19 protein-coding genes are annotated in these 21,188 nt (G+C 66.7%); 12 read left to right on the top strand and 7 right to left on the bottom strand.

The annotated features are described in order from the left end of the window. Window positions 1-70: 70 nt before the first annotated feature. Window positions 71-1,618 carry a S1 family peptidase gene (locus ACPV3N_RS03125; protein WP_440114508.1) on the bottom strand — a complete coding sequence of 516 codons (1,548 nt, stop codon included), beginning with the start codon at window positions 1,616-1,618 and terminating at the stop codon, window positions 71-73. Window positions 1,619-1,736: 118 nt separating this feature from the next. Between ACPV3N_RS03125 and ACPV3N_RS03120 the strand changes: the two genes are divergently transcribed. Both ACPV3N_RS03120 and ACPV3N_RS03115 read left to right on the top strand, forming a co-directional pair. Beyond that, on the top strand, window positions 1,737-2,786 hold the full coding sequence (locus ACPV3N_RS03120; protein ID WP_440114505.1) for a bifunctional transcriptional activator/DNA repair enzyme AdaA: 1,050 nt from the start codon (window positions 1,737-1,739) through the stop codon (window positions 2,784-2,786). After that, on the top strand, window positions 2,783-3,715 hold the full coding sequence (locus tag ACPV3N_RS03115) for a CPBP family intramembrane glutamic endopeptidase (RefSeq protein ID WP_440114502.1): 933 nt from the start codon (window positions 2,783-2,785) through the stop codon (window positions 3,713-3,715). The genes ACPV3N_RS03120 and ACPV3N_RS03115 overlap by 4 nt, the downstream gene beginning before the upstream one ends. On the opposite strand, the gene ACPV3N_RS03110 is transcribed toward ACPV3N_RS03115, so the two are convergent. From ACPV3N_RS03110 to ACPV3N_RS03095, 4 genes are all read right to left on the bottom strand, one after another. Continuing rightward, window positions 3,712-4,362 carry a glutathione S-transferase family protein gene (locus ACPV3N_RS03110; RefSeq protein ID WP_440114499.1) on the bottom strand — a complete coding sequence of 217 codons (651 nt, stop codon included), beginning with the start codon at window positions 4,360-4,362 and terminating at the stop codon, window positions 3,712-3,714. The genes ACPV3N_RS03115 and ACPV3N_RS03110 overlap by 4 nt on opposite strands. A gap of 12 nt (window positions 4,363-4,374) precedes the next feature. Beyond that, window positions 4,375-6,552, bottom strand: a complete 2,178-nt coding sequence (locus ACPV3N_RS03105) for an FdhF/YdeP family oxidoreductase (RefSeq protein WP_440114496.1) — start codon at window positions 6,550-6,552, stop codon at window positions 4,375-4,377. Between the two features lie 52 nt (window positions 6,553-6,604). Next, a complete protein-coding gene (locus ACPV3N_RS03100; RefSeq protein ID WP_440114493.1) occupies window positions 6,605-7,480 on the bottom strand; it encodes a hypothetical protein in 876 nt (291 codons plus the stop codon). An 88-nt stretch (window positions 7,481-7,568) separates the two neighbouring features. After that, a complete protein-coding gene (locus tag ACPV3N_RS03095) occupies window positions 7,569-9,734 on the bottom strand; it encodes a primosomal protein N' (protein ID WP_440114490.1) in 2,166 nt (721 codons plus the stop codon). Window positions 9,735-9,792: 58 nt separating this feature from the next. On the opposite strand from ACPV3N_RS03095, the gene ACPV3N_RS03090 reads away from it, so the two are divergent. From ACPV3N_RS03090 to ACPV3N_RS03045, 10 genes are all read left to right on the top strand, one after another. Further along, window positions 9,793-10,497 carry a DUF4197 domain-containing protein gene (locus tag ACPV3N_RS03090; RefSeq protein ID WP_440114487.1) on the top strand — a complete coding sequence of 235 codons (705 nt, stop codon included), beginning with the start codon at window positions 9,793-9,795 and terminating at the stop codon, window positions 10,495-10,497. 64 nt (window positions 10,498-10,561) lie between these two features. Further along, window positions 10,562-11,215: a fructose-6-phosphate aldolase gene (fsa, locus tag ACPV3N_RS03085; RefSeq protein ID WP_440114484.1), complete on the top strand. Its 654-nt coding sequence runs from the start codon at window positions 10,562-10,564 to the stop codon at window positions 11,213-11,215. An 11-nt stretch (window positions 11,216-11,226) separates the two neighbouring features. Continuing rightward, the gene (gene cobT, locus ACPV3N_RS03080) at window positions 11,227-13,047 is read left to right on the top strand and encodes a cobaltochelatase subunit CobT (protein ID WP_440114481.1); all 1,821 of its coding nucleotides are present in this window, start codon (window positions 11,227-11,229) and stop codon (window positions 13,045-13,047) included. 74 nt (window positions 13,048-13,121) lie between these two features. After that, window positions 13,122-13,796 carry a hypothetical protein gene (locus tag ACPV3N_RS03075; protein WP_440114478.1) on the top strand — a complete coding sequence of 225 codons (675 nt, stop codon included), beginning with the start codon at window positions 13,122-13,124 and terminating at the stop codon, window positions 13,794-13,796. Next, window positions 13,793-14,275, top strand: a complete 483-nt coding sequence (locus ACPV3N_RS03070; protein ID WP_440114476.1) for a DUF2846 domain-containing protein — start codon at window positions 13,793-13,795, stop codon at window positions 14,273-14,275. The genes ACPV3N_RS03075 and ACPV3N_RS03070 overlap by 4 nt, the downstream gene beginning before the upstream one ends. A gap of 58 nt (window positions 14,276-14,333) precedes the next feature. Continuing rightward, window positions 14,334-15,011, top strand: coding sequence for a nitroreductase (locus ACPV3N_RS03065; RefSeq protein ID WP_440114473.1), 678 nt, complete (start codon window positions 14,334-14,336; stop codon window positions 15,009-15,011). A 31-nt stretch (window positions 15,012-15,042) separates the two neighbouring features. Beyond that, the gene (gene cysS, locus ACPV3N_RS03060; protein ID WP_440114470.1) at window positions 15,043-16,473 is read left to right on the top strand and encodes a cysteine--tRNA ligase; all 1,431 of its coding nucleotides are present in this window, start codon (window positions 15,043-15,045) and stop codon (window positions 16,471-16,473) included. Continuing rightward, a complete protein-coding gene (locus ACPV3N_RS03055; protein WP_440114467.1) occupies window positions 16,470-17,408 on the top strand; it encodes a D-2-hydroxyacid dehydrogenase in 939 nt (312 codons plus the stop codon). Before cysS ends, ACPV3N_RS03055 begins: the two co-directional genes overlap by 4 nt. A 66-nt stretch (window positions 17,409-17,474) precedes the next feature. Then, on the top strand, window positions 17,475-19,136 hold the full coding sequence (locus ACPV3N_RS03050; protein WP_440114464.1) for an acetolactate synthase large subunit: 1,662 nt from the start codon (window positions 17,475-17,477) through the stop codon (window positions 19,134-19,136). A 21-nt stretch (window positions 19,137-19,157) separates the two neighbouring features. Then, complete coding sequence (locus tag ACPV3N_RS03045; protein ID WP_440114461.1) at window positions 19,158-20,594, top strand: aldehyde dehydrogenase family protein; 1,437 nt, start codon at window positions 19,158-19,160, stop codon at window positions 20,592-20,594. A 65-nt stretch (window positions 20,595-20,659) separates the two neighbouring features. On the opposite strand, the gene ACPV3N_RS03040 is transcribed toward ACPV3N_RS03045, so the two are convergent. Further along, window positions 20,660-21,007 (bottom strand): hypothetical protein, encoded by a 348-nt coding sequence (locus tag ACPV3N_RS03040; RefSeq protein WP_440114459.1) that lies wholly within the window; start codon window positions 21,005-21,007, stop codon window positions 20,660-20,662. Further along, window positions 20,997-21,185, bottom strand: a complete 189-nt coding sequence (locus ACPV3N_RS03035) for a hypothetical protein (RefSeq protein ID WP_440114456.1) — start codon at window positions 21,183-21,185, stop codon at window positions 20,997-20,999. Before ACPV3N_RS03035 ends, ACPV3N_RS03040 begins: the two co-directional genes overlap by 11 nt. Window positions 21,186-21,188: the final 3 nt, after the last annotated feature.

Genomic DNA, 21,188 nt, shown 5'->3' with positions numbered 1-21,188 from the left:
TTTGCGGCGATGCAACCGGGAGTCGGGGCACGGCTGAAAGAGATCGCCCGCATGGGGCTGTCGTACCGGCTCAGCTACCCTCGGCCCGGCAGCTGTAGACCAGCCGCTCATTTGCCTGCCGGGGGAGCAGCGCCACCACCGCCGACTGTTGCTCGCCGAGCCGGCCTGCCGCGTTCGTGGCGCCGCACGCGGGAGGGCGGTACTTGCCACGCGCTTCGCGGGCGCGGGTCATGGCCGACTGGGTCAGCGGAAAGCGGTCGATGCGGAACACCCGGGTCTCGGGATCGAAGCTGTTGACCGAGACCGTATCCTCGTCGTTCGGAACGAACAGGCGGGTCCAGCGGCCCTCGGCAAAACCATACTGGGTCCGACCGTTGACGCAGCCATCGGGTTCCCATGCGAAAGCAAGGTCTTCGGAGGGGGCGCTAACGATCCTGCTGCGGTCGAGCTCGATCGAGCAGCTTAGTTCGGCCGCGCCCGGCTGTTCTTCCTTGCCCGCATCGCCGCCGGCGGGGGCGCCGTCGGCCATCATGTCGGCGACGCGCCGGTCTATCGCATCGATCCCGGGCCGGGTGAACCACACCGCGAGCGCGGCGATCGATGCCACCGCTGCGAGCGCGCCGGCGAGGCGCATCTTCTTGCCGCCGTCCTCCCCACCGCGCAGGGTCCACGCCGCGTATCCGGACCCGACTGCCAGGATGATCAGCAGGCCGGCAATCGCCATAGCGTTCTCGCGATCGCTCATCACGGAAAGCTGCGCTTCGAAGCGGGCGCGTTCGCGGCGTTCCCGGTCGCTTTCGGCGCGCTGGGCCAGCCGGGCGCGGGCCGCAGCCTGCTCGGCCTGCAATCGTTCGCGTTCCGCGGCGTCGAGCTGGGCCATCGAGCGACACGGCATCGTGTTGACCGACGGGTCGATTCCGGCCGATTTCAGGAAGGGCAGCAATTCGCGACCCGACACCGCGAACGAGAATTCGGCGTCCGAGCTGTCGTCCGAAGTCGTGCCGAAACTGTTGACCCCGAGGACGCGCCCGCAGGCGTCGAGCAACGGCCCTCCCGAATTGCCCCGGGCGATCGCCGCGGTATGAAGCACGGTGTCGAAATCGCGGCTGGGCCGCAGGCCCGAAACGAAACCCCTGCTTTTCACCGGCGGCTGGGGACGGAACAGGTCCGCAATGTCGAGTCCCTGCGCCCGATCGACGTTCATCGGATAGCCGACGGCCGCCACTTCGTCCCCGTCGCCAGCCGCATTCCCGGTCAGAGTCAACGGGGGTAGCCGCAGCGCGCCGGTCACCTCCACCAGCGCAAGGTCCTTGACGGTCGATACGGTCATGACCTTGCCGTAATCCGCGCCGTCGCCGTCGGGCGGCACGATGGCGATCCGCAAGGTATCGTCCTGGAGAACCTCACGCACGACGTGGGCGTTGGTGACGATCTTCGTCGGGGTCACGGCAAAGCCGGTGCCGTGGCTGACGGGGAAGACGCGCTGGCCGTCGGTCCCCATGATGACGACGCGCACCACCCCGCGCGCGGCGACGGTGATGTCGGACGCCTCGGGCCGAGCGGGCGAAGGCACAGCGAGCGCGAGCAGCGCGGCCACGAGAGTGAACAGGCGAACCATTGGCCGCGGCTTGTGCCCGCGCCCGGGATTGACCGCAAGCCGCGGGAAGCGCGGCCCGGCGGACGGCGCTACCTGTTCAGCCGCGATCCGATATGGCACGAACGAGGACGACCAAGCGATGACCGATGCAGCTTTCCTCTCGCCCGAACTGACCGACGATGACCGGTGGCGAATCGCGATGGCGAAGGATCGCCGTTACGACGGCCGGTTCGTGACCGGCGTGCATTCGACCGGCATCTATTGCCGCCCCAGCTGTCCGGCACGTGCGCCGCGGCGGGAGAACGTCCGGTTCTACGCCACCTGCGCCGAGGCCGAGGCGGCAGGCCTGCGGTCCTGCAAGCGCTGCGTTCCCGATGACGTGTCCCGCGAGGAAGCGGCCGTCATCGCCGCGATCGACGAAATCAAGGCCAGCGCGGGCCAGCCCCGGCTGGACGATCTCGCTGAGCTGACCGGATATTCGCCCAGCCACTTCCAGCGGCTGTTCACGCGCTCGACCGGATTGTCGCCCGCTGCCTATTCCCGCGCCTTGCGCGAGGAAAGGGCGCGCTCGGCGTTGACCTTGTCCGGGCGGGTGACGGATGCGATCTACGACGCGGGTTACGAGAGCGCGAGCCGGTTCTACGAAGCGATGGAGGGCAAGATGGGCATGGCGCCTTCGGCGTGGGTTGCGGGCGGGCGCGGCACGACCATCCACTGGGCGGTGGTCGGGACGACACTGGGATCGATGCTGGTCGCCGCCACCGACAAGGGCGTGTGCCGCCTCTCTTTCGCCGAGGGGCCCGAAGACCTTGCCCGCCGGTTCCCCAATGCCCGCCTGGTCGAGGGAGGCAGCGAATTCGAGCGACTGCTCGCCGATGTCGTCGCCTCTGTCGAAACGCCCGGCGACAGTTCGCACATTCCCCTCGACGTCAAGGGCACCGCATTTCAGGAAGCGTGCTGGCGCGCGCTTCGGGCGATCCCGCCGGGCGAAACGCGCACGTATGCCGAGATCGCCGCGGCAGCCGGAAATCCCAGGGCGGTGCGCGCCGCCGGCAGCGCGAACGCGCGCAACAACGTCGCGGTGCTGATCCCTTGCCACCGGGTGATCCGTACCGGCGGGGACCTCGGAGGCTACGCCTACGGCCTTGGCATCAAGCGCGAACTGCTCAAGCGAGAGGGCGCGGCGTGAGCCGACCTGCGGGTGCCGAGCGCCCGCCTGTCTCCGAGACCGCTCCGTCGACGCCACTTTTGCGACGGGCGCTCGACTTCCCGCTTATCGCGTTGATCGCCGGGCTGGTCGCGATAAACGGCCCGATAGTCCTGTTCGCGCTTATCGTGCGGCAGCTGGTTCGCGAAGACCCACCCGGCGCGGCGGTCATGGCCGGAACGCTGATCGGCGCCACGCTGATTGCGGTGCTGATGTACAAGCTCGTTATCGGCAGGCTGGGTGCAAACGCGCGCGACGATCTGCCGTTCGACCGGCGCGGGATCGATTTCGTTCGCGGAACTGTACTCGCGGCTCTCCTCATGAGCCTGATCGTCGGCGGGGTCGCCCTGCTTGGCGGCTATTCGATTTTGGGCTGGGGCGGCAGCACGAGCCTTGCGATGATACTCCTTGGCGCAGGGTTGCAGGCCGCTTTCGTCGAGGAGATTGTCGTGCGCGGGATCCTGTTTCGCTTCCTCGAGGAATTCGGTGGAAGCTGGTTCGCCCTTGCGCTCAGCTCTGCCCTGTTCGGCCTTGGCCATTATGCCAACCCGAATGCCACCGTGTTCAGTTCATTCGCGATCGCGCTGGAGGCGGGGATCATGCTCGGCGGGGCCTACATGCTCACCCGTAACCTCTGGTTCGCGATCGGTCTCCACTTCGGATGGAATGTGACCCAGGGATACGTCTGGGATATTCCCGTCTCGGGCGCCGCCGTGGACGGGCTCGTTCAGTCGCGAAGCGAGGGCAGCGTGCTCGTTTCGGGCGGCGCGTTCGGGGTAGAAGCCTCAATCGTCGCGCTCATTCTGGCGACCGTGTTCGGGTTCGTTCTCGTTCATCTCGCGATTCGCAAGTGCAATGTCGTGCGTCCGTTGTGGGTCCGCAGGCGAATCGCGGCGAACGGCCAGAGCTAGTCCAGCTTGGGCGTCATGCCCGGTTCGCACTTCTCCATCGCGCGGCGATAGGCGGGGCGCTCTCCGATGCGCCTGAGGTAGGCCTGCAGGTTGGGCATGCCGTCGATCCCCGTTCCGCTCATCGCGCGGCTCGTGGTCAACTGGAAGCCCATCATGATGTCGGCCGTGGTCAGCCGGGCGCCGCCGAAATAGTCCGCCGCGCTCAGGCGATCCTCGATGATCTTCCAGCTCCTGGCCATCCGGTCGGCAACGAACGGGGGAATCTGGCCACCGGCCGTCATGCGGCTGGCGACCAGCGCCATCATGCCATTGGTCATGAAGGTCGCGTTGGCCCAGTGGTAGAAGAACAGGTGATCGGCGAAGTCGGGATCCTCGGGACCCGGGACAAGCGGCGTTCCGGGCGCGTGTTTCGCCACGATCCAGTCGATGATCGCGCCGCTTTCGCCGAGGACGATCCGCCCGCCCGGGCCATCGTCCTCGACCACCGGGGCGATGCCCATCGGGTGGAGCGCCTTGTATTCATCGGGCGCGAGGTTGTTGTCGGTCCGGCGGGTGTAGAGCTTCAGCTCGTAATCGAGGCCCAGTTCCTCGCACAGCCAGACGATTCGCTCGGACTGCGAGAGCCGCAGGTGGTGGACCGTAAGCATGCCGGATTCTCCCTAGGCCGGTTCGATGCGCACCGGCGTAGCCTTGAAACTCGGCGTGCGCGAGCGCGGATCGACCGCCGTGCCGACAAGCACGTTGGCCTCGGGGAAGTAGGCCATCACCGATCCCCGGGCGATGTCGTATGCCTTGAGCGTAACGCCATCCATCCGACCGTGGTCGGAAACGAGGTTGGCCCGGTCGCCTTCGCGCATCCCGACGGCGGCGATGTCATCGGGATGAAGCATCACGGTGTCGCGCGTGGCGTTACCGCGATAGCTGTCGGTCCGCTCGTAGATGATCGAATTGAACTGCCCTTCGGAGCGAACCGTGGTCAGGACCAGGCCCGGCGCGCGGGGCGGGGGAAGCCGACGGATGACGAAACGCGCCTTGCCGCTGTCGGTACGAAACCTCGGCTCGTGCAGGAGGCGTCCGGTGATGTGGAATTCGCGCCTCGCAACGTCGATGTCGGCGAGCGCTTCCATGCCGGGGACGCTGCGCGCGATCGCCTCGCGGATCGTCCGGTGACTTGCAAAGCCGGCCCAGTCGATCGGGCTGTCCGGGAGCAATCGCTCAGCCAGATCGGCGAGGATGGAAACCTCCGGCCTGACGGTTTCGAACCGCTCGATGCCTCCATCCGACATGCGAACGTAATTGAACATCGATTCCTGGGTTGTCGGTTCCCACTCCTCGTCGCGGGCTGTCACGGGCAGGACGATCACTTCGCCGGCTTCCATCCCCTCGACATGCCCGCGGTTAAGTGTCGTCGTCAGGTACATGCGGAATCCCACCCTTTCGAGCGCTTCGCGGGCGAATGCGCGGTCGGGCGTCGCTTCCAGCAGATTTCCGCCCATGACCACTGCGGCGTCGAGCCGGCCGGATTGCGCGGCCTCGATTCCCGCAAGCGTATCGTAGCCCCGCTCCTTCGGCAGCTCGATCCCGAAGCTCCGCTCGATCGCCTCGACGACTTCGCCGGTGAGCACCGGTTTCACCCCGATCGTGCCGATCCCCTGGACGTTCGAATGCCCGCGCAACGGCAACAAGCCCGCCCCGGGACGGCCGATGTGCCCGGTGAGCAGCGCGAGACAGGCGATCGCTTCGACCACGTCGCATCCGTTGAGGTGGTGGGTGACGCCCATGCCCCAGGCGAACACGGCGTTCTCGGCCTCGGCTATGCGACCCGCAATCTCGTCTATGCGGGTGCGGGCAATGCCGCAGCCCGTCTCGATCTGGTCCCAGCCGGTTGCCTCAACGTCGGCGCGGTAGGCAGCGAAACCTTCGGTGTGCCGGTCGATGAACGCGCGCGCCTCGGCCCCGCGCTCGATTATCGCCTTGGCCAACCCCTTCAGCAGCGCGGCATCGCCGCCGATGATTGGCTGGAGATAGTCGCTGGCGATCTCGTCGCCGCCCTTGAGCATCGAGCGCGCGCTCTTCGGCACGGCGAAGCGGACAAGGCCTGCCTCCTTCGCCGGATTGACCACGATGACCTGGCCGCCGCGCGCCCTGCAATCCCGCAGCTTGTGGATCAGGCGCGGGTGGTTCGATGCCGGGTTGGCGCCGATCAGGATGAACAGGTCGCACTTCTCGAGGTCGGCGAGTTCGACGGTGGACGTGCCGGTGCCGATCGTCGTGCCGAGGCCTACACCGGTGGCCTGATGGCAATAGTAGGAGCAGTTGTTGACGTTGTTGGTGCCCCAGGCCCGCGCGAGCAGCTGGAACACGAATCCCGCCTCGTTCGACGAGCGGCCGGAGGAATAGAACATCGTCCTGTCCGGATCGGTCTGGGCCAGCCGCGCGGCGGCGCGTTCCATCGCGAAGTCCCAGCTCACGACCGTATATCGGTCGTCTCCGGCGGCCTTCCAGACCGGGTCCGCTAGACGACCGAGGTGTTCGATCTCGTGCCCGTCGAGCTCTGCGAAGTCGGCAAGCGGGTGTTCGAGCACTTCGCGCGGGATGGCCGGCTGGATATCGGTCGACTGGGCCTGCACCGACTTGTTGCAGACCGACGGAAATTCGCCGAGTTCGTTGACCATCCCGCCCCGCTGGCCGCCCATGCCGAGCCCGCAGGCCTTGCACGCGTTGTGCGAGGCCAGCGCCTTGCCCGCCCGCACGACGCCGATTTTCTGCGCCGTCTTGAGCAGGTAGAGGATCTTCTTGGTTCCGCCGCCGACGGTCAGGGATTCGGGTGCGTCCATTCCGCCGCTTATGGCACGGCGCGCGGCCCGGGCGAAGCGCCGCCGCGCGGGGTCACTCGAAACGCCTCAAGGCAACAAGCTGGACCGACTTTCCCGGCACGTGAAGGCGCATCATCATCTCCAGCCCCTCAGGCCCGGTCATGCGGCCTTCGACGGTCCCCGAGCCATCGGGCGACGTGAACTGTCCCGCAAAGTTGGAGCGGTCCGCGCCCAGCCTGACGTCGGTGAAGACGAGGCCTTCGACCGGCGAACTGACCCTCAGGATGCCGTCGGCGAAATCGATTCGAAGGCCGATGAAGGAGCCATCGCAGCAGGTCCGGTATTCCGCGTTTCCGCTAGTCGGTACGGCCGAGGCCGGGGTGGGTACCCCGTACACAAAGGCGTAGTCGTCAGCGAATAGGACCTGGTTGGGCCGGGCCGTGACCGACAGATATCCTTGCGCCGTGCTGGTCAACGGCCGCGCCGCGAAATCGTTTGCTTCCGAGATAGACCCGCTCCCACCGAGCGCGTTGAATCCGAATTGGACGGTGCGGTTACCAGGGTTCGTGATCCCCCCGCCTCCATTCGGCAAGACGGGCCCTTCACCTAGTCCTCCTATCGACAAGCGGAAGTTGCCGCTGCCCGAGTGCGAAAAACCGATCGGCACGGAAGTGTCGAAGGTCGCGGGATCGGGTATATTCTCCCACGGCCCGGCCTGGCTCGCGACCTTGTAGCCCAGCACGGCAAATGCGTACCCGCCCGGCTGTCCGAGAGCGAACGGCAGCGTATCGAACTTGGGCGCCGGCGTCGGGGCAGGGATTGCCGCTGTCGGCGCGGGCGCGCCGGACGCCGTCTGCGGCGCGGGACCGCCGCCTTCGCCGCACGCCGCGACCAGGGCGATGATGCCGGCAATTGCGGCGGCGCGGAGTAGAGCGTTGGTGCGGTTCATGGCGGTTCTCCTCATCGCATGAGGGTGTCCGCGCGGCCTCCGCAGGACAATGAAGGCGCGCCGATGGTTTGCCGATGATTTCCTGATTTCAGACGAAGCTGTAGGGATCGATGTCGACCGCTACGCGCACGCCTTGGGGAAATTTGAGCGAATCCAGCCACTCGCGGATCACGTCCTGCACCTGCGCGCTGCGCCGCGCATTGAGGAGAAACCGGTACCGATGACGTCCGCGCAGCAGCGCGAGCGGCGCGGGAGCCGGTCCCAGGATGGCCACATCGGGCAGGTTGGGCCGCGCCGCGCCCAGGCGGTGCGCCGCCTCGCGTGCTTCCGCCTCGTCCTCGGAACTGACGATGATCGCCGCCCAGCGCCCGAAGGGCGGCGCTCCGGCGTGGCGGCGGGCCTCGGTCTCGGCCTCGTAGAAGGCGTCCCGGTTCCCCGCCGCCAGCGCGGCGATCACAGGGGCGGCCGGGTGGCGGGTCTGGATCAGGACCTCGCCGGGCTTCGTGCCGCGGCCCGCGCGGCCCGATACCTGCGCCACCTGCTGGTAGGTCCGCTCGGCCGCACGCAGGTCGCCGCCCTCGAGGCCGAGGTCGGCGTCGACCACGCCGACCAGCGTCAGTTCGGGAAAGTGGAACCCCTTGGTCACGAGCTGGGTGCCGACGATGACGTCGATCGCCCCGCTTTCCGCCTGCGCCACGAACTCTGCCGCGCGTTCGGGAGAGTTGACCGTGTCGCTGGTGACGATCGCCACGCGCGCCTCGGGCAGGATTTCGGCCACCTCGTCGGCGATCCGCTCGACCCCCGGCCCGCAGGCGACGAGGCAATCGAGCTCGCCGCATTCGGGGCAGGCGGGCGGCGGCGGCGTCTCGTGCCCGCAATGGTGGCACGCGAGCCGCTGCGAGAAGCGATGCTCGACCAGCCACGCGGTGCAGTTGGGGCATTCGAACCGGAAGCCGCAATTGCGGCACAGCGTGAGCGGCGCATAGCCCCGGCGGTTCAGGAACAGCAGCGATTGTTCGCCGCGTGCCAGCCGGTTCTCCATTTCCGCGACGAGCCGCGGAGCGAGCCAGCGACCGCGCTCGGGCTTTTCCTCGGTCAGGTCGACCGTGTCGATGCTGGGCAGCCGGGCGCCGCCATAGCGGTCTTCGAGCACGAGCCGCTCGTAGATCCCGCTCTCGGCCATCTGCAGGCTCTCGAGCGCGGGGGTCGCGCTGGCGAGCACGACGGGAATGCTTTCGAACCGCGCCCGCATCACGGCGACGTCGCGCGCGTTGTAGCGGACGCCGTCATCCTGCTTGAAGCTGACCTCGTGCGCTTCGTCGACGACGATCAGGCCCAAGTTTGCGTAGGGCAGGAACAGCGCCGAGCGCGCGCCGACCACGACCTGCGCCTGCCCGGAAGCGATCGCGCGCCAGGCACGGCGGCGCTCGGTCGACTTGAGACTGGAATGCCAGACCACGGGCGGTGCTCCGAAGCGATCCTCGAACCGTCGCAGAAACGCCTCGGTAAGCGCGATCTCGGGGAGGAGGACGAGCGTTTGGCGCCCCAGGTCGAGCGCCCTGGCAGCCGCTTCAAGGTAGCATTCGGTCTTTCCCGACCCCGTCACCCCGTCGAGCAGAAACGGGGCGAACCTGCGCGCTTCGACCGCGTCGACGAACCGTTCCGCGACCACGGCCTGCGCGGGACTGAGTTTGGGTGCGGCATGACTGGCGCGCGCAGTTGGGTATGGCCGGTCGCAGTCCACCTCGACCGGCTCGAGCACGCCTTGGTTGAGGAGGCCGCGCAGCACGCCCTCGCTCACTCCTGCGATGCCCGCCAGTTCGCGGATTGTCGCCTGCTCGCCCTCGAGCGCCGCGATGGCCGCTTCTCGTTGGGGCGTCATTCGCTCCGGCATGCCGCCGCTCAGGCGGTATTCGGTCATCGTAGCGGGGCCGCGCAGCGCGCCTCCGCTTGAGAGCACCATGCGCGCCACGGCAGCGATCGGGGCGCAATAGTAATCGGCGGTCCACTCGATCAGGCGCCTGAGCTCCGCGCGCAGGGGAGGCACCGGCAGGAGACCGGCGAGCGGACGCAGCTTGCTGTCCGGAACCTCGCTCGCGGGAAGCCGTTCAGGCTCCCAGGCGATTCCGACGATCTGGCGGGGCCCGAGCGGCGCGACGACGACCGATCCCGGCTCGACATGCATCCCTTCCGGAACCCGGTAGTCGAGCGGGCCGAGCGCGGCGTTGAAGATGATCAGTCGGGCGCGGTTCATGTTTACAGGCCCATATGGGCGCCGCCGGGGTGGGGCGGCAAGGTAAGAGGACCTTGCAATGACCGAAATGATCGATACCGTTTCCATTCTTCACCGCCGGAAATTTCTTGCGGGTATCGGTTGCGCGGGCGGCGCGATCGTCCTGCCGGCCTGTGCCGGGCCCTACGGCGGATTCAGCTTCACCGACGCTATCGCGCGCCTCCTCTTCCTGTCGAGTTCGCGCGCGTTCGACCGGATGGCGGCCCCCGGCGGATTCTGGGATCAGCAGGTGGCGCAACTCGGCTTCGAGGAATTCCTCGGCGCGCGGGGAGGGGTGTTGAGCCGCATCCTCACCTCGGCGCTGTTCAAGGACCGTCTGGCCCGCGCGCTCGCCCCTGTCGCGTTCGACGCGGCCGAGCGCGCCGCGCCCGTCGTCGCCGACACGATCCGGGTCATCGGCTTCCAGAATGCCGTGGACCTCATCCGCGGCGGTCCCACGGCGGCCACAAGTTACCTGCGGCAGAACATGGGGACTCGGCTGATCGACGCGATGCTGCCCGAAGTCGGGCAGGGGTTGCGCGTTGCCAGCGACCCCATCGTGGGCGAGGCGCTCGCGGCGCTGACCGGGGTCGACATTCCGCAGGTCGCTCGGCGCTTCACCGGCACGGTCGACAACGTCATCTGGGACCAGATCGGCTTCGAGGAGGCGGCGATCCGCCGCGATCCCGCGTCCACGCGCGATCCGCTGATCATCGGCGTCTTCGGCGCGGGGAACGCGTTCTAGCCACTGGTTGGCGCAGAAGCTAAGGCTCTCGGGGAATCGCCCTTTTCCGGAGAGTCTCCCCAAAATGAAATTCTTTGCCGACACTGCCGAGATCGCCGACATCCGCGAATTGAACGATGCGGGCCTGCTCGACGGAGTGACGACCAACCCCTCGCTCATCCACAAGTCCGGCCGCGACTTCATGGAAGTGACGAAGGAAATCTGCGGCATAGTCGAGGGGCCGGTCTCGGCCGAGGTCGTCGCGCTCGATCACGAGACGATGATGAAGGAGGCGGAAGTCCTCCGTAAGATCGCCGACAACGTTTGCATCAAGGTGCCGCTTACGATCGACGGGCTCAAGACCTGCCGCGCCCTGACGCGGGACGGCACGATGGTGAACGTCACGCTGTGCTTTTCCGCCAATCAGGCGTTGCTCGCGGCGAAGGCCGGTGCGACCTTCGTCTCGCCGTTCGTGGGGCGCCACGATGACAACGGTGTCGATGGTATGGACCTCATCCGCGATATCAGGTTGATCTACGATAACTATGATTTCACGACAGAAATTCTTGTCGCCAGCGTGCGCCACGTGGTCCACGTGCTCGAAAGCGCGCGAATTGGTGCCGACGTGATGACCGCGCCGCCCAAGGTCATCAAAAGCCTCGCCAACCACGTTCTGACCGACAAGGGGATCGAAGGCTTCCTGTCCGACTGGGCGAAGACCGGACAGTCCATCCTCTAGGAATACCGCGGTTGGCCGACGAAACCCCTCTCGATCGTTTCAAGCACGCGTTGACCGGCGCTGCGCGCGCGCTCGCTCACGAGCCGGAGGTCGAGGTGGCGTGGAGCGCCGACAACCCCACCGTGCGGGGCAAACAGATGCGCGTGCCGCTTCCCGGGCGCTCGCTGCCGCCCGACCAGGTGCGCGAGGCGCGCGGAGTGGCCGATGGATTCGCGCTGCGGATGCTCCATCACAACGAGGCTCTGCACGCGCGCGGTGCACCGTCCGAGCCGGTTGCACGGGCCTGCTACGACGTCGCGGAAATGGTTCGTTACGAGGCCATAGGTTCAAACGATTACAGCGGGATACGGTCGAACCTTGATGCTGCGATGGAGCTGCGCACGGCATCGGACCCGATCAGCCGCGCCATGCGCAAGGAAGACGTTCCGCTCCCCACCGCGCTCGGCCTCCTCCTGCGCGAGAAGTTGACCGGCCAGCCGGTGCCCGAACGCGCTGCGCCCGGCGTCGACATGGTGCGGGGCTGGATCGAGGACCGCGCGAGGACCGACTTCGAGGCGCTTGCCGGGTCGCTCACTGACCAGAAGGCGTTCCAGAACCTTTCGCTCGACCTCCTGCGCCATCTCGAACTGACGCTGCCCGACGACGTCGACCAGACGCCCGACGACAGCGACGATGGTGACGAGCCCGAGGGGGACGACGAGGACGAGGGCGAGGACGATAACGAGGGGCAGGGCGATCCGCAGGCCACCGAGATGGCCGGGGAGATGTCCGACGGCGACGACGACGGCGAGAGCGAGACCGAGATGTCGTCGGAAGACGACATGGAGGGCGGCGAACCCGGCGACGAGGGCGAGGAGGGCATGATGCCCGTTCGCCCAAACCGCCCGTGGACCGACATTCCCGAAGGCTTCGACTACAAGGCGTGGACGACCAGGTTCGACGAGGTGATCGAGGCGCCCGAGCTGTGCGATCCGGACGAGCTCGACCGCCTGCGTGCCTATCTCGACAGCCAGCTCACCGGTTTGCAGGGCGTGGTCACCCGGCTTGCCAACCGGCTTCAGCGCCGCCTCATGGCGCAGCAGAACCGCAGCTGGGATTTCGACCAGGAAGAAGGTCTGCTCGATGCCGCACGCCTCGCTCGCGTGGTCGTAAGCCCTGGCCATTCGCTGAGCTACAAGATCGAGCGCGACGTCGAGTTCAAGGATACCGTCGTGACGCTGCTGATCGACAACTCCGGGTCGATGCGCGGTCGGCCGATCAGCATCGCCGCGATCAGCGCCGACATCCTTGGTCGCACGCTCGAGAGGGTCGGCGTGAAAACGGAGGTTCTCGGTTTCACCACCCGCGCGTGGAAGGGCGGGCAAAGCCGTGAGGCGTGGCTGGCCGACGGGAAGCCGCCGCAGCCGGGGCGCCTCAACGACCTGCGCCATATCGTCTACAAGAAGGCCGACGAGCCGTGGCGCCGCGCCCGCCGCAACCTCGGCCTGATGATGCGCGAGGGTCTGCTTAAGGAGAACATCGACGGCGAGGCGCTGCTGTGGGCGCACGACCGCCTGCTTGCCCGCAGCGAGGACCGCCGCATCTTGATGGTCATCTCCGACGGCGCGCCGGTCGACGATTCGACCCTGAGCGTGAACAGCGCCGGCTATCTCGAACAGCATTTGCGCAAGGTGATCGACTGGATCGAGAAGCAGAGCCCTGTCCAGCTCGTCGCGATCGGGATCGGCCACGATGTGACCCGCTATTACCGCCGCGCGGTGACCATCATGGACGTCGAGCAGCTCGGCGGCACGATGACCGAACAGCTCGCCGAACTGTTCGAGGTGGAGTGATCCCCGCAAGTTCCGCTTGCACGCCCGCCGGTTCGCGATAAATCGCTTTCCAGGGGAATCAGGGGTCTAACTTCATGACATTGCGGGGGTTGTGCGCGCGGAGCGCGTGGCTGGTAGCGTGCCTGGCGTCGCCATGCGCGGCGCAGGATGCTGCTGCGGACGTGGCGATTGGCGAGGCCATCATGCCCGACCCGGCAACGGCGGCGCAGGAACCGGTGGCTGTGGCCGCTGCAAGGATGACCCCTGTCGCGCTCGAGCTAGTCGATCCGGTCGGCAGCAAGACCAGCAAGTCGCTCGAAACGTTCCGCTTCGTCCTCGCCGAGCCGGTGATGGCGGGCGGCGTCGAGGTGATCCCTGCCGGCACTCCGGGAACGGGCGAGATCGTCCACGCGAAGAAGGCCGGCGGGATGGGCGCAGCCGGCGAGCTGGTCGTGGCTGCCCGCTTCCTCGATCTCGGCGACCGCAAGGTCCGCCTCCGCAGCACGGTCGTCGACGCCGAGGGAAAAAGCCGCATCAACGGGGTAAGCAATTTCGCCGCCGCCTCCGCAGCAAGTCCACTGCCGGTCGCCTGGGTCGGCTTCTTCATAAAGGGCAGCGAGATCGAGCTGCCACCGGGCACGCGGCTGGTCGCGAAGCTCGCAGAAGACTTCGTCCCCGCCGCATCCGCAATGCCGGCCGCGGCGAGCGAGGGGGAAAGCTCTGCGACCGTCGGGACGGTCACGGATAACTTGGAAGGACAATCAGAATGAAGTTCGCACTTACCCTGGCCGCCGCGATGGTCGTTGCCAGTCTTTCGGCACCGGCGATTGCCAAGGAGGCCGCCGCGCCGATCGCGATCCCCGCTCCGGCCGCGGGAACCGGCCAGATCGTCTTCTTCCGCCCCGGCGGAATGGGTTTCGCGATGGGATGCTCGGTCAACGAGAACGGCGTGAAGATCAGCTCGCTTGGCGCGGGCCGCTATTTCGTGCTGCGCACCACGCCCGGCCGCCACGAATACACCGTGAAGAGCGAGGCCAAGGATACGCTGGCGCTCGAGGTCGAGGAAGGCGAGACGAAGTTCGCCAAGTGCAAGATCAAGATGGGCATCATGGCCGGTCGCCCTGACCTGGCGCCCGCCGACGAGGCGGAATTCCGCAAGGGCAACTTCAAGCTCGTCGACGCCGACGACATGGGGCCTGCGCCGGGCGCGCTGCGAGCGGAGGAGATGGACGCCGCGGCGGGCGAATAGCAACGCGGGGCGAGCCGGGGCGGTTGCACTTCCGCTTCGGCACGCTAGCCATGGCGCGATGTCGACCGTATCCGAAGCCGTAGCCAGCCGCCGCTCGATCAGGGCGTTTCTCAACAAGCCGGTCGAGCGAGGCATTATCGAACGCATCCTTGAAAAGGCCCGGCGCGCGCCTTCGGGCGGCAACACCCAGCCGTGGCACGGGATCGTGCTTACGGGAAAACCGCTCGAGCGGCTGATTGCGCGGGTGGCGGAAGACGTGCCCAAGGGGCGGGCGGCCTTCGCGCCCGAATACCACGTCTATCCGCCCGGGCTTGACGGCGCGTACGAGGACCGCCGTTTCGGCGTCGGAGAAGCGCTCTATGCCGCGCTCGGCATTCCGCGCGAGGACAAGATGGCGCGGCTGATGTGGTTCGCGCGCAACTTCCAGGCGTTCGGCGCGCCGGTGCTGATGCTGGTCCACACGCCGAAGTACATGGGTCCGCCGCAATGGTCGGACATCGGCATGTGGCTCCAGACGATCGCTCTCCTGCTGCGCGAGGAAGGCCTCGACAGCTGCTTCCAGGAGGCTTGGGCAGTCTATTCGCCGCAGATCCGCGAGGTCATCGATATCCCCGAAGACCACATATTCTTCTGCGGCATGGCGATCGGCTGGGGGGACCGGGAAGACCCGGTCAACGCCTTTGCCGTCCCCCGTGCGCCCATAGACGAGGCGATCCGGTGGGAAGGTTGGGATTGACGCTTGGCCGCGCGCCGCTAACCCGCGCGCCATGGCCCAGCTTCGCCTCTTCAACTCGCTGACCCGCAGCCTCGAGACGTTCGAACCGATCCACCCCGGCGAGGCGCGGGTCTATTCGTGCGGGCCGACGGTCTACAACTACCAGCACGTCGGCAACATGCGCGCCTACGTCTTCGCCGATACGCTGGGGCGGGTGCTGAGCTTCAAGGGCTATCGGCTTACGCACGTAATCAACATCACCGACGTGGGCCACCTGACCAGCGACGCCGACGCCGGCGACGACAAGATGGAAAAGGCCGCCAGGGCCGAGGGCAAGTCGGCTTGGGACATCGCCCGGCACTACCAGGAGGTGTTCGAGGCGGACCTTTCCCGGCTCAACGTCAGGAAGCCCGCGCACCACCCGCGCGCGACCGACTACGTTGATGCGATGATCGCGTGGAATGCCGAGATCGAGGCGAAGCACGCCTACCGACTCGACAGCGGGCTCTATTTCGATGTGTCTACGGTGCCCGACTACGGCCGGCTCGCGCGGGCCTCCACCGGAACGGACGGGCTTGAGGGCGAAGGCCGGATCGAGAGCGTCGAGGGCAAGCGCCACGCGCCGGATTTCGCGCTCTGGCGCACTACGCCGCCGGGAGAGAGCCGGCAGATGGAGTGGGACAGCCCGTGGGGCCGCGGCGCGCCGGGCTGGCACATCGAGTGTTCGGTGATGAGCGCCGAACTGCTCGGCCATCCGTTCGACATCCATACCGGCGGCATCGACCACCGCGAGATCCACCACCCGAACGAGATTGCCCAGAACCAGGCGCATGCCTGCGGCCCTGATACCGGGGCGCGGCTGTGGATGCACAACAACTTCCTCGTCGATCGGCGGGGCAAGATGAGCAAGTCGACCGGCGACTTCCTGACCCTGCAGGCGCTGGTAGACCGCGGGTATCACCCGCTCGCCTACCGGTTGATGTGCCTCCAGGCGCACTATCGCAGCGAACTGGAATTCACGTGGGAAGGACTGGGAGCCGCACTCGTCCGGCTCAAGCGCCTGATCATGGCCGCCGCGCCGCTGAGAGACGTCGAGACAGGTACCGATCACCCCAAACTCGCACCGGTGGTTGCGAAGTTCGACGATGCCGTGTCCGACGACCTCAATACCGCGGTCGCGCTGACCGCGCTGGACGAGGCGCTGGCGATGAAAAAGGTCGATCCGGCGGCAAAGCGCGCAGCGGTCGAGGCCATGGACGCCGTGCTCGGCCTGCGTCTCCTTGACCTCACGCGCGAGGAGCTGCGGCTGCGCCCGGCGAATGCCGTCATTACCGAGGCCGAGGTCGAAGAAGCGCTCGCCCGGCGGAAGAAGGCGCGGGCCGACAGGGACTTCGCCGCATCCGATTCCATCCGCGACGAGCTTGCCGCACGGGGTGTCGAGGTGATGGACGGCGACCCGCTGGGATGGGACTGGAAGCTATGACCGTTGCGGTGCTCTCGGGCCTCGTGCGCCCGCTCGTTGAATCCCGCCTCCCGCCCGGGATCGAGCCGCGCTGGTACACTTCGGTCGACGAACTGCTCGCTCTCGCGCCCGAGGCCGAAATCGGCTGGTTCGACCTCGACCGGAAGGAACCGATGATCGAGGCGGTGCGCGCGGCTCGCAGGCTGAAGTGGCTCAACTCGATCTACGCGGGCCTCGATTTTCTCCCGCTGGAGGTGCTGATCGAGCGCGAGGTCACGATCACCAACGGTGCCGGGATCAACGCGCTGACGATCGCCGAATACGTCGTGATGCTCATGCTGGTCCACGCCAAGGGGTACCGCGAGGTCGTGCGCGCGCAGGACAGGCACGAGTGGCTGTCCGATTCGCCCGGCAAGATGGAACTCGCCGGGAGCCGCGCTCTGCTACTTGGCATGGGCGCCATCGGCAGCCTCGTGAAGACCCGGCTCGAGGCGTTCGACGTCGAGGTCGTACCGGTGCGCCGCTCGCCCGCGGCGGGCGCGCTGGGCCCCGACGAATGGCGCCGCCGCCTTGGTGAATTCGACTGGGTCATCCTCGCGGTGCCGGCGACGGCCGAGACCGACGCGATGATCGGCGCCGCCGAACTCGCGGCGATGAAGGACAGCGCGGTGCTGGTGAACATCGCGCGCGGCGCGGTAGTCGACCAGAATGCGCTCGTCGCCGCACTCGATGCGAAGGCGATCGGCGGCGCCCTGCTCGACGTGACGACACCCGAACCGTTGCCTCCGGACCATCGGTTGTGGAGCCTCGACAACGCGCAGGTCACCATGCACCTGTCGGGCCGCGCGCAGTCGAAGATGTTCCTGCGCTCGGCAGAGCGGTTTGTCGAAAATTGCCGAAGATACGCGGGGGGTGATCCGCTCGAACCGATCTTCGACCCCGTAAAAGGGTATTAGTTACAAGACTCCGCCTCTCCGACTTGATACGCTGCCTCTTTTCCGGGCCAGAGGGGGGTTGGCGGAATGGCTGAGGGCGGCAAGCAGAAGGCATCGGATCTCTTCATCGAGTGTCTCGAGGCCGAGGGGTGCGAATACATCTTCGGGGTCCCGGGCGAGGAAAACCTGGATTTTCTCGACAGCCTCAGCCGGTCGGACAAGATCAAGCTCATACTCACCCGCCATGAGCAGGGCGCGGGTTTCATGGCGGCGACTTACGGGCGGCACACGGGCAAGACCGGGGTCTGCATCGCCACGCTCGGACCGGGGGCGACGAACTTCGTGACCGCGGCGGCCTATGCCCAGCTTGGCGGCATGCCGATGATGATGATCACCGGGCAGAAGCCGATCAAGAAGTCGAAGCAAGGTCGTTTCCAGATCCTCGACGTCGTCGCGATGATGGGGCCGATCACGAAATACACCCACCAGCTGGCCGCGGGCGACAACATCCCCAGCCGGGTGCGCGAGGCCTATCGCCTTGCCGAGGAGGAAAAGCCGGGCGCCGTCCATCTCGAGTTCCCCGAGGACATCGCCGAGGAGAAGACCGACGCGAGGCCGATCGTGCGATCGACCGCGCGCCGCCCCAGCGCCGAGCCCAAGGCGGTGCGCCAGGCTGTCGAGATGATCGAGAAGGCCAAGGCCCCGGTCCTCGTCATCGGCGCGGGGGCGAACCGCAAGATGACCGGCCGCATGCTCGAACAGTTCGTCGAGAAGACCGGAATCCCGTTTCTCACCACCCAGATGGGCAAGGGCGTGATCGACGAACGGCACCCCAAGTTTCTTGGCTGCGCCGCGCTGTCGGCGGGCGATTTCGTCCACCGCGCGGTCGAGGACAGCGACTGCATCATCAACGTCGGCCACGACGTGATCGAGAAGCCGCCGTTTTTCATGAAGACGGGCGGGGCCTGTGTCATTCACGTCAGCAACAGGACGGCCGAGGTGGACCCGGTCTACTTCCCGCAGGTCGAGGTGATCGGCGACATCGCCAACGCCGTCTGGCAGATCAAGGAAGACATCAGCCCCAACCGCAGCTGGGACTTTGCCCACATGCTCGCCTACCACAAAGCTGAGCTCGATCACACGAACAAGCTGGCGTCCGACGACCGCTTCCCGATCTTCCCGCCGCACCTCGTCAAGCAGGTGCGCGACGCGATGCCGCACGACGGGATCATCTGCCTCGACAACGGCGTCTACAAGATCTGGTTCGCGCGGGGCTACACCGCGTACCTGCCCAACACCGTGCTGCTCGACAACGCGCTCGCGACTATGGGGGCGGGCCTGCCGAGCGCGATGATGAGCGCGATGCTCTATCCCGAGCGCAAGGTCATGGCGATCTGCGGCGACGGCGGGTTCATGATGAACGACCAGGAGATGGAGACCGCGGTGCGTCTCGGTCTCAACCTCACCGTCCTCATTCTGCGCGACGACGCCTACGGCATGATCCGCTGGAAGCAGGCCAACATGGGGTTCAGGGATTTCGGGCTGACCTATGGCAACCCCGATTTCGTCAAATTCGCCGAGAGCTTCGGCGCGCACGGGCACCGGATTGAATCGAGCGACCACCTGCGCGAAACGCTGCGGCACTGCAACGAGACGCCGGGCGTGCACCTCGTCGATTGCCCGGTCGACTATTCCGAGAACGACCGCATCCTCAACAAGGACATCAAGGAGCTTTCCAAGGCTCTGTGAATTGATCCGACAGGAGGATTCATGACCAAGCTCAAGGACACGTACCCGCTCTACCTCAACAACAAGGCGGCGCAGCCGAACGCCGACCTCGAGGTGACCGACAAGTACACCGGCAAGCTTGCCTTCCGAACCGCGCTCGCGACGCCGGACATCATCGACGAGGCGATCGCGGGCGCGGTCCGCGCGGCCGAGCCGATGGCGCGGCTGGCGAGCTTCGAAAAGCAGGGCGTCCTCCAGCACTGCGTCGACCGGTTCCAGGAGCGGTTCGACGAGCTTGCCTATGCGCTGTGCGTCGAGGCAGGCAAGCCGATCAAGGACGCCGAGGGTGAGGTCACCCGGCTGATCGACACCTTCCGCATCGCCGCCGAGGAGGCGACCCGCATCTACGGCGAGGTGCAACCGCTCGACATATCGCCCCGCGCGAAGGGCTACATGGGCATCTGGAAGCGGGTGCCGATCGGCCCGTGCAGCTTCATCTCGCCGTTCAACTTTCCGCTCAACCTCGCCGCGCACAAGATCGCCCCCGCGATCGCGATGGGCTGCCCGTTCGTGATGAAGCCTGCCAGCATGACCCCGCTGGGCGCGATCATCATGGGGGAAGTCCTGGCCGAATGCGATGTGCTGCCCGAGGGGGCTTTCAGCATCCTTCCCGCGAGCCGCGATGGAGCCGACCTGTTCACGACCGACGAGCGCTTGAAGCTGCTCAGCTTCACCGGTTCGCCGGGGGTGGGATGGGACCTCAAGGCGAAAGCCGGCAAGAAGAAGGTCGTCCTCGAACTCGGCGGCAACGCAGCGGTGATCGTCGACAAGGACGCCGACCTCGACCACGCGCTCGAGCGGATCGTGTTCGGGGCGTTCTACCAAAGCGGACAGAGCTGCATTGGCGTCCAGCGCATCCTGATCCACGCCGAGGTCTATGATCGGTTCAGGGACATGCTCGTCGAGAAAACCAGGACGCTCGTCGCAGGCGATCCCAAGGACCGCGACACATTCATCGGGCCGATGATCTCCGAGAAGGAAGCAACGCGGCTCAAGGGCTGGATCGACGAGGCAGTGGAGGCCGGGGCACGGCTCCTGTGCGGAGGCGAGCGCAAGGGCGCGATGCTCGAGGCGACACTGCTCGAGGGTGTGCCCGAGGAGTGCAAGGCCAACCGCGAGGAGGCGTTTGGCCCGCTTGCGAACCTCGCGAGGTTCACCGACTGGGACGAGGCGCTCGAAGTCGTCAACGACAGCAAGTTCGGACTCCAGGCCGGAATGTTCACCCGCGACCTCCATCAGGTTCTCGAGGCATGGGACCGGCTCGACGTGGGTGGCGTCGTGGTGAACGACGTGCCGAGCTACCGGGTCGACAACATGCCCTATGGCGGGGTCAAGGATTCGGGCCTGGGCCGCGAAGGCATCCGGTTCGCGATGGAGGACATGAGCGAAATCCGGAACCTCGTTATCCGGCGCCTTTGAACGGTGCCGTCCGGCCCGCCTGTCACACCTGTCACACTGTCCTGTCGCAAAACAATTGGCACCGCTCAAACATCCCGGAGCAGCAGCAGTTCGCAGCTCACCGTCATGCGGGGGCCGGGCAAAAGCCGGTGATCGACCGCGACGATCGCGGCCTCCGCCACGAGTTGGCCGGGGATCGCGAATTCGTGATCGGGGAGAGCCTCGACGAACCTCTCTCCCGCGCCAACCGCTTCGATCCCGTCGAATGTCAGCTCGAAGCCGTGCCGAGCACCTTCGAAGGTGATGCTGGCCCACGGGCGCTCGGTCTGGCGGACGACGGTGGCCTGACCGCCCGCGAGCGCGCAGAGGGCTTCGCGAAGGCGTCCGGCGGTGCCGAGGGGCGCGCGCAGCGGCGATGCACAATCAGTTGGCACGCGCCACCTCCCGGTAAGTGTTCATGAAATGTTCCACGCGCGAGGACAGGGCGCGACGAGGCTCACGGCCCATCCTCAGATCGAGCACGAAGCGCGGGTCGTTGGCCGCCAGGCGGCCGAACTTGGTGGCGGGCATTTCGTGCTCCTTCAGGAATTTCTCGATTGTTCGGATCAGCATGTG

The organism is Tsuneonella sediminis, from assembly GCF_051912845.1.
Lineage (GTDB): Bacteria > Pseudomonadota > Alphaproteobacteria > Sphingomonadales > Sphingomonadaceae > Tsuneonella > Tsuneonella sediminis.
Note: the sequence above shows the minus strand (reverse complement) of the source record. Positions and strands in the feature narration are given on the sequence as shown.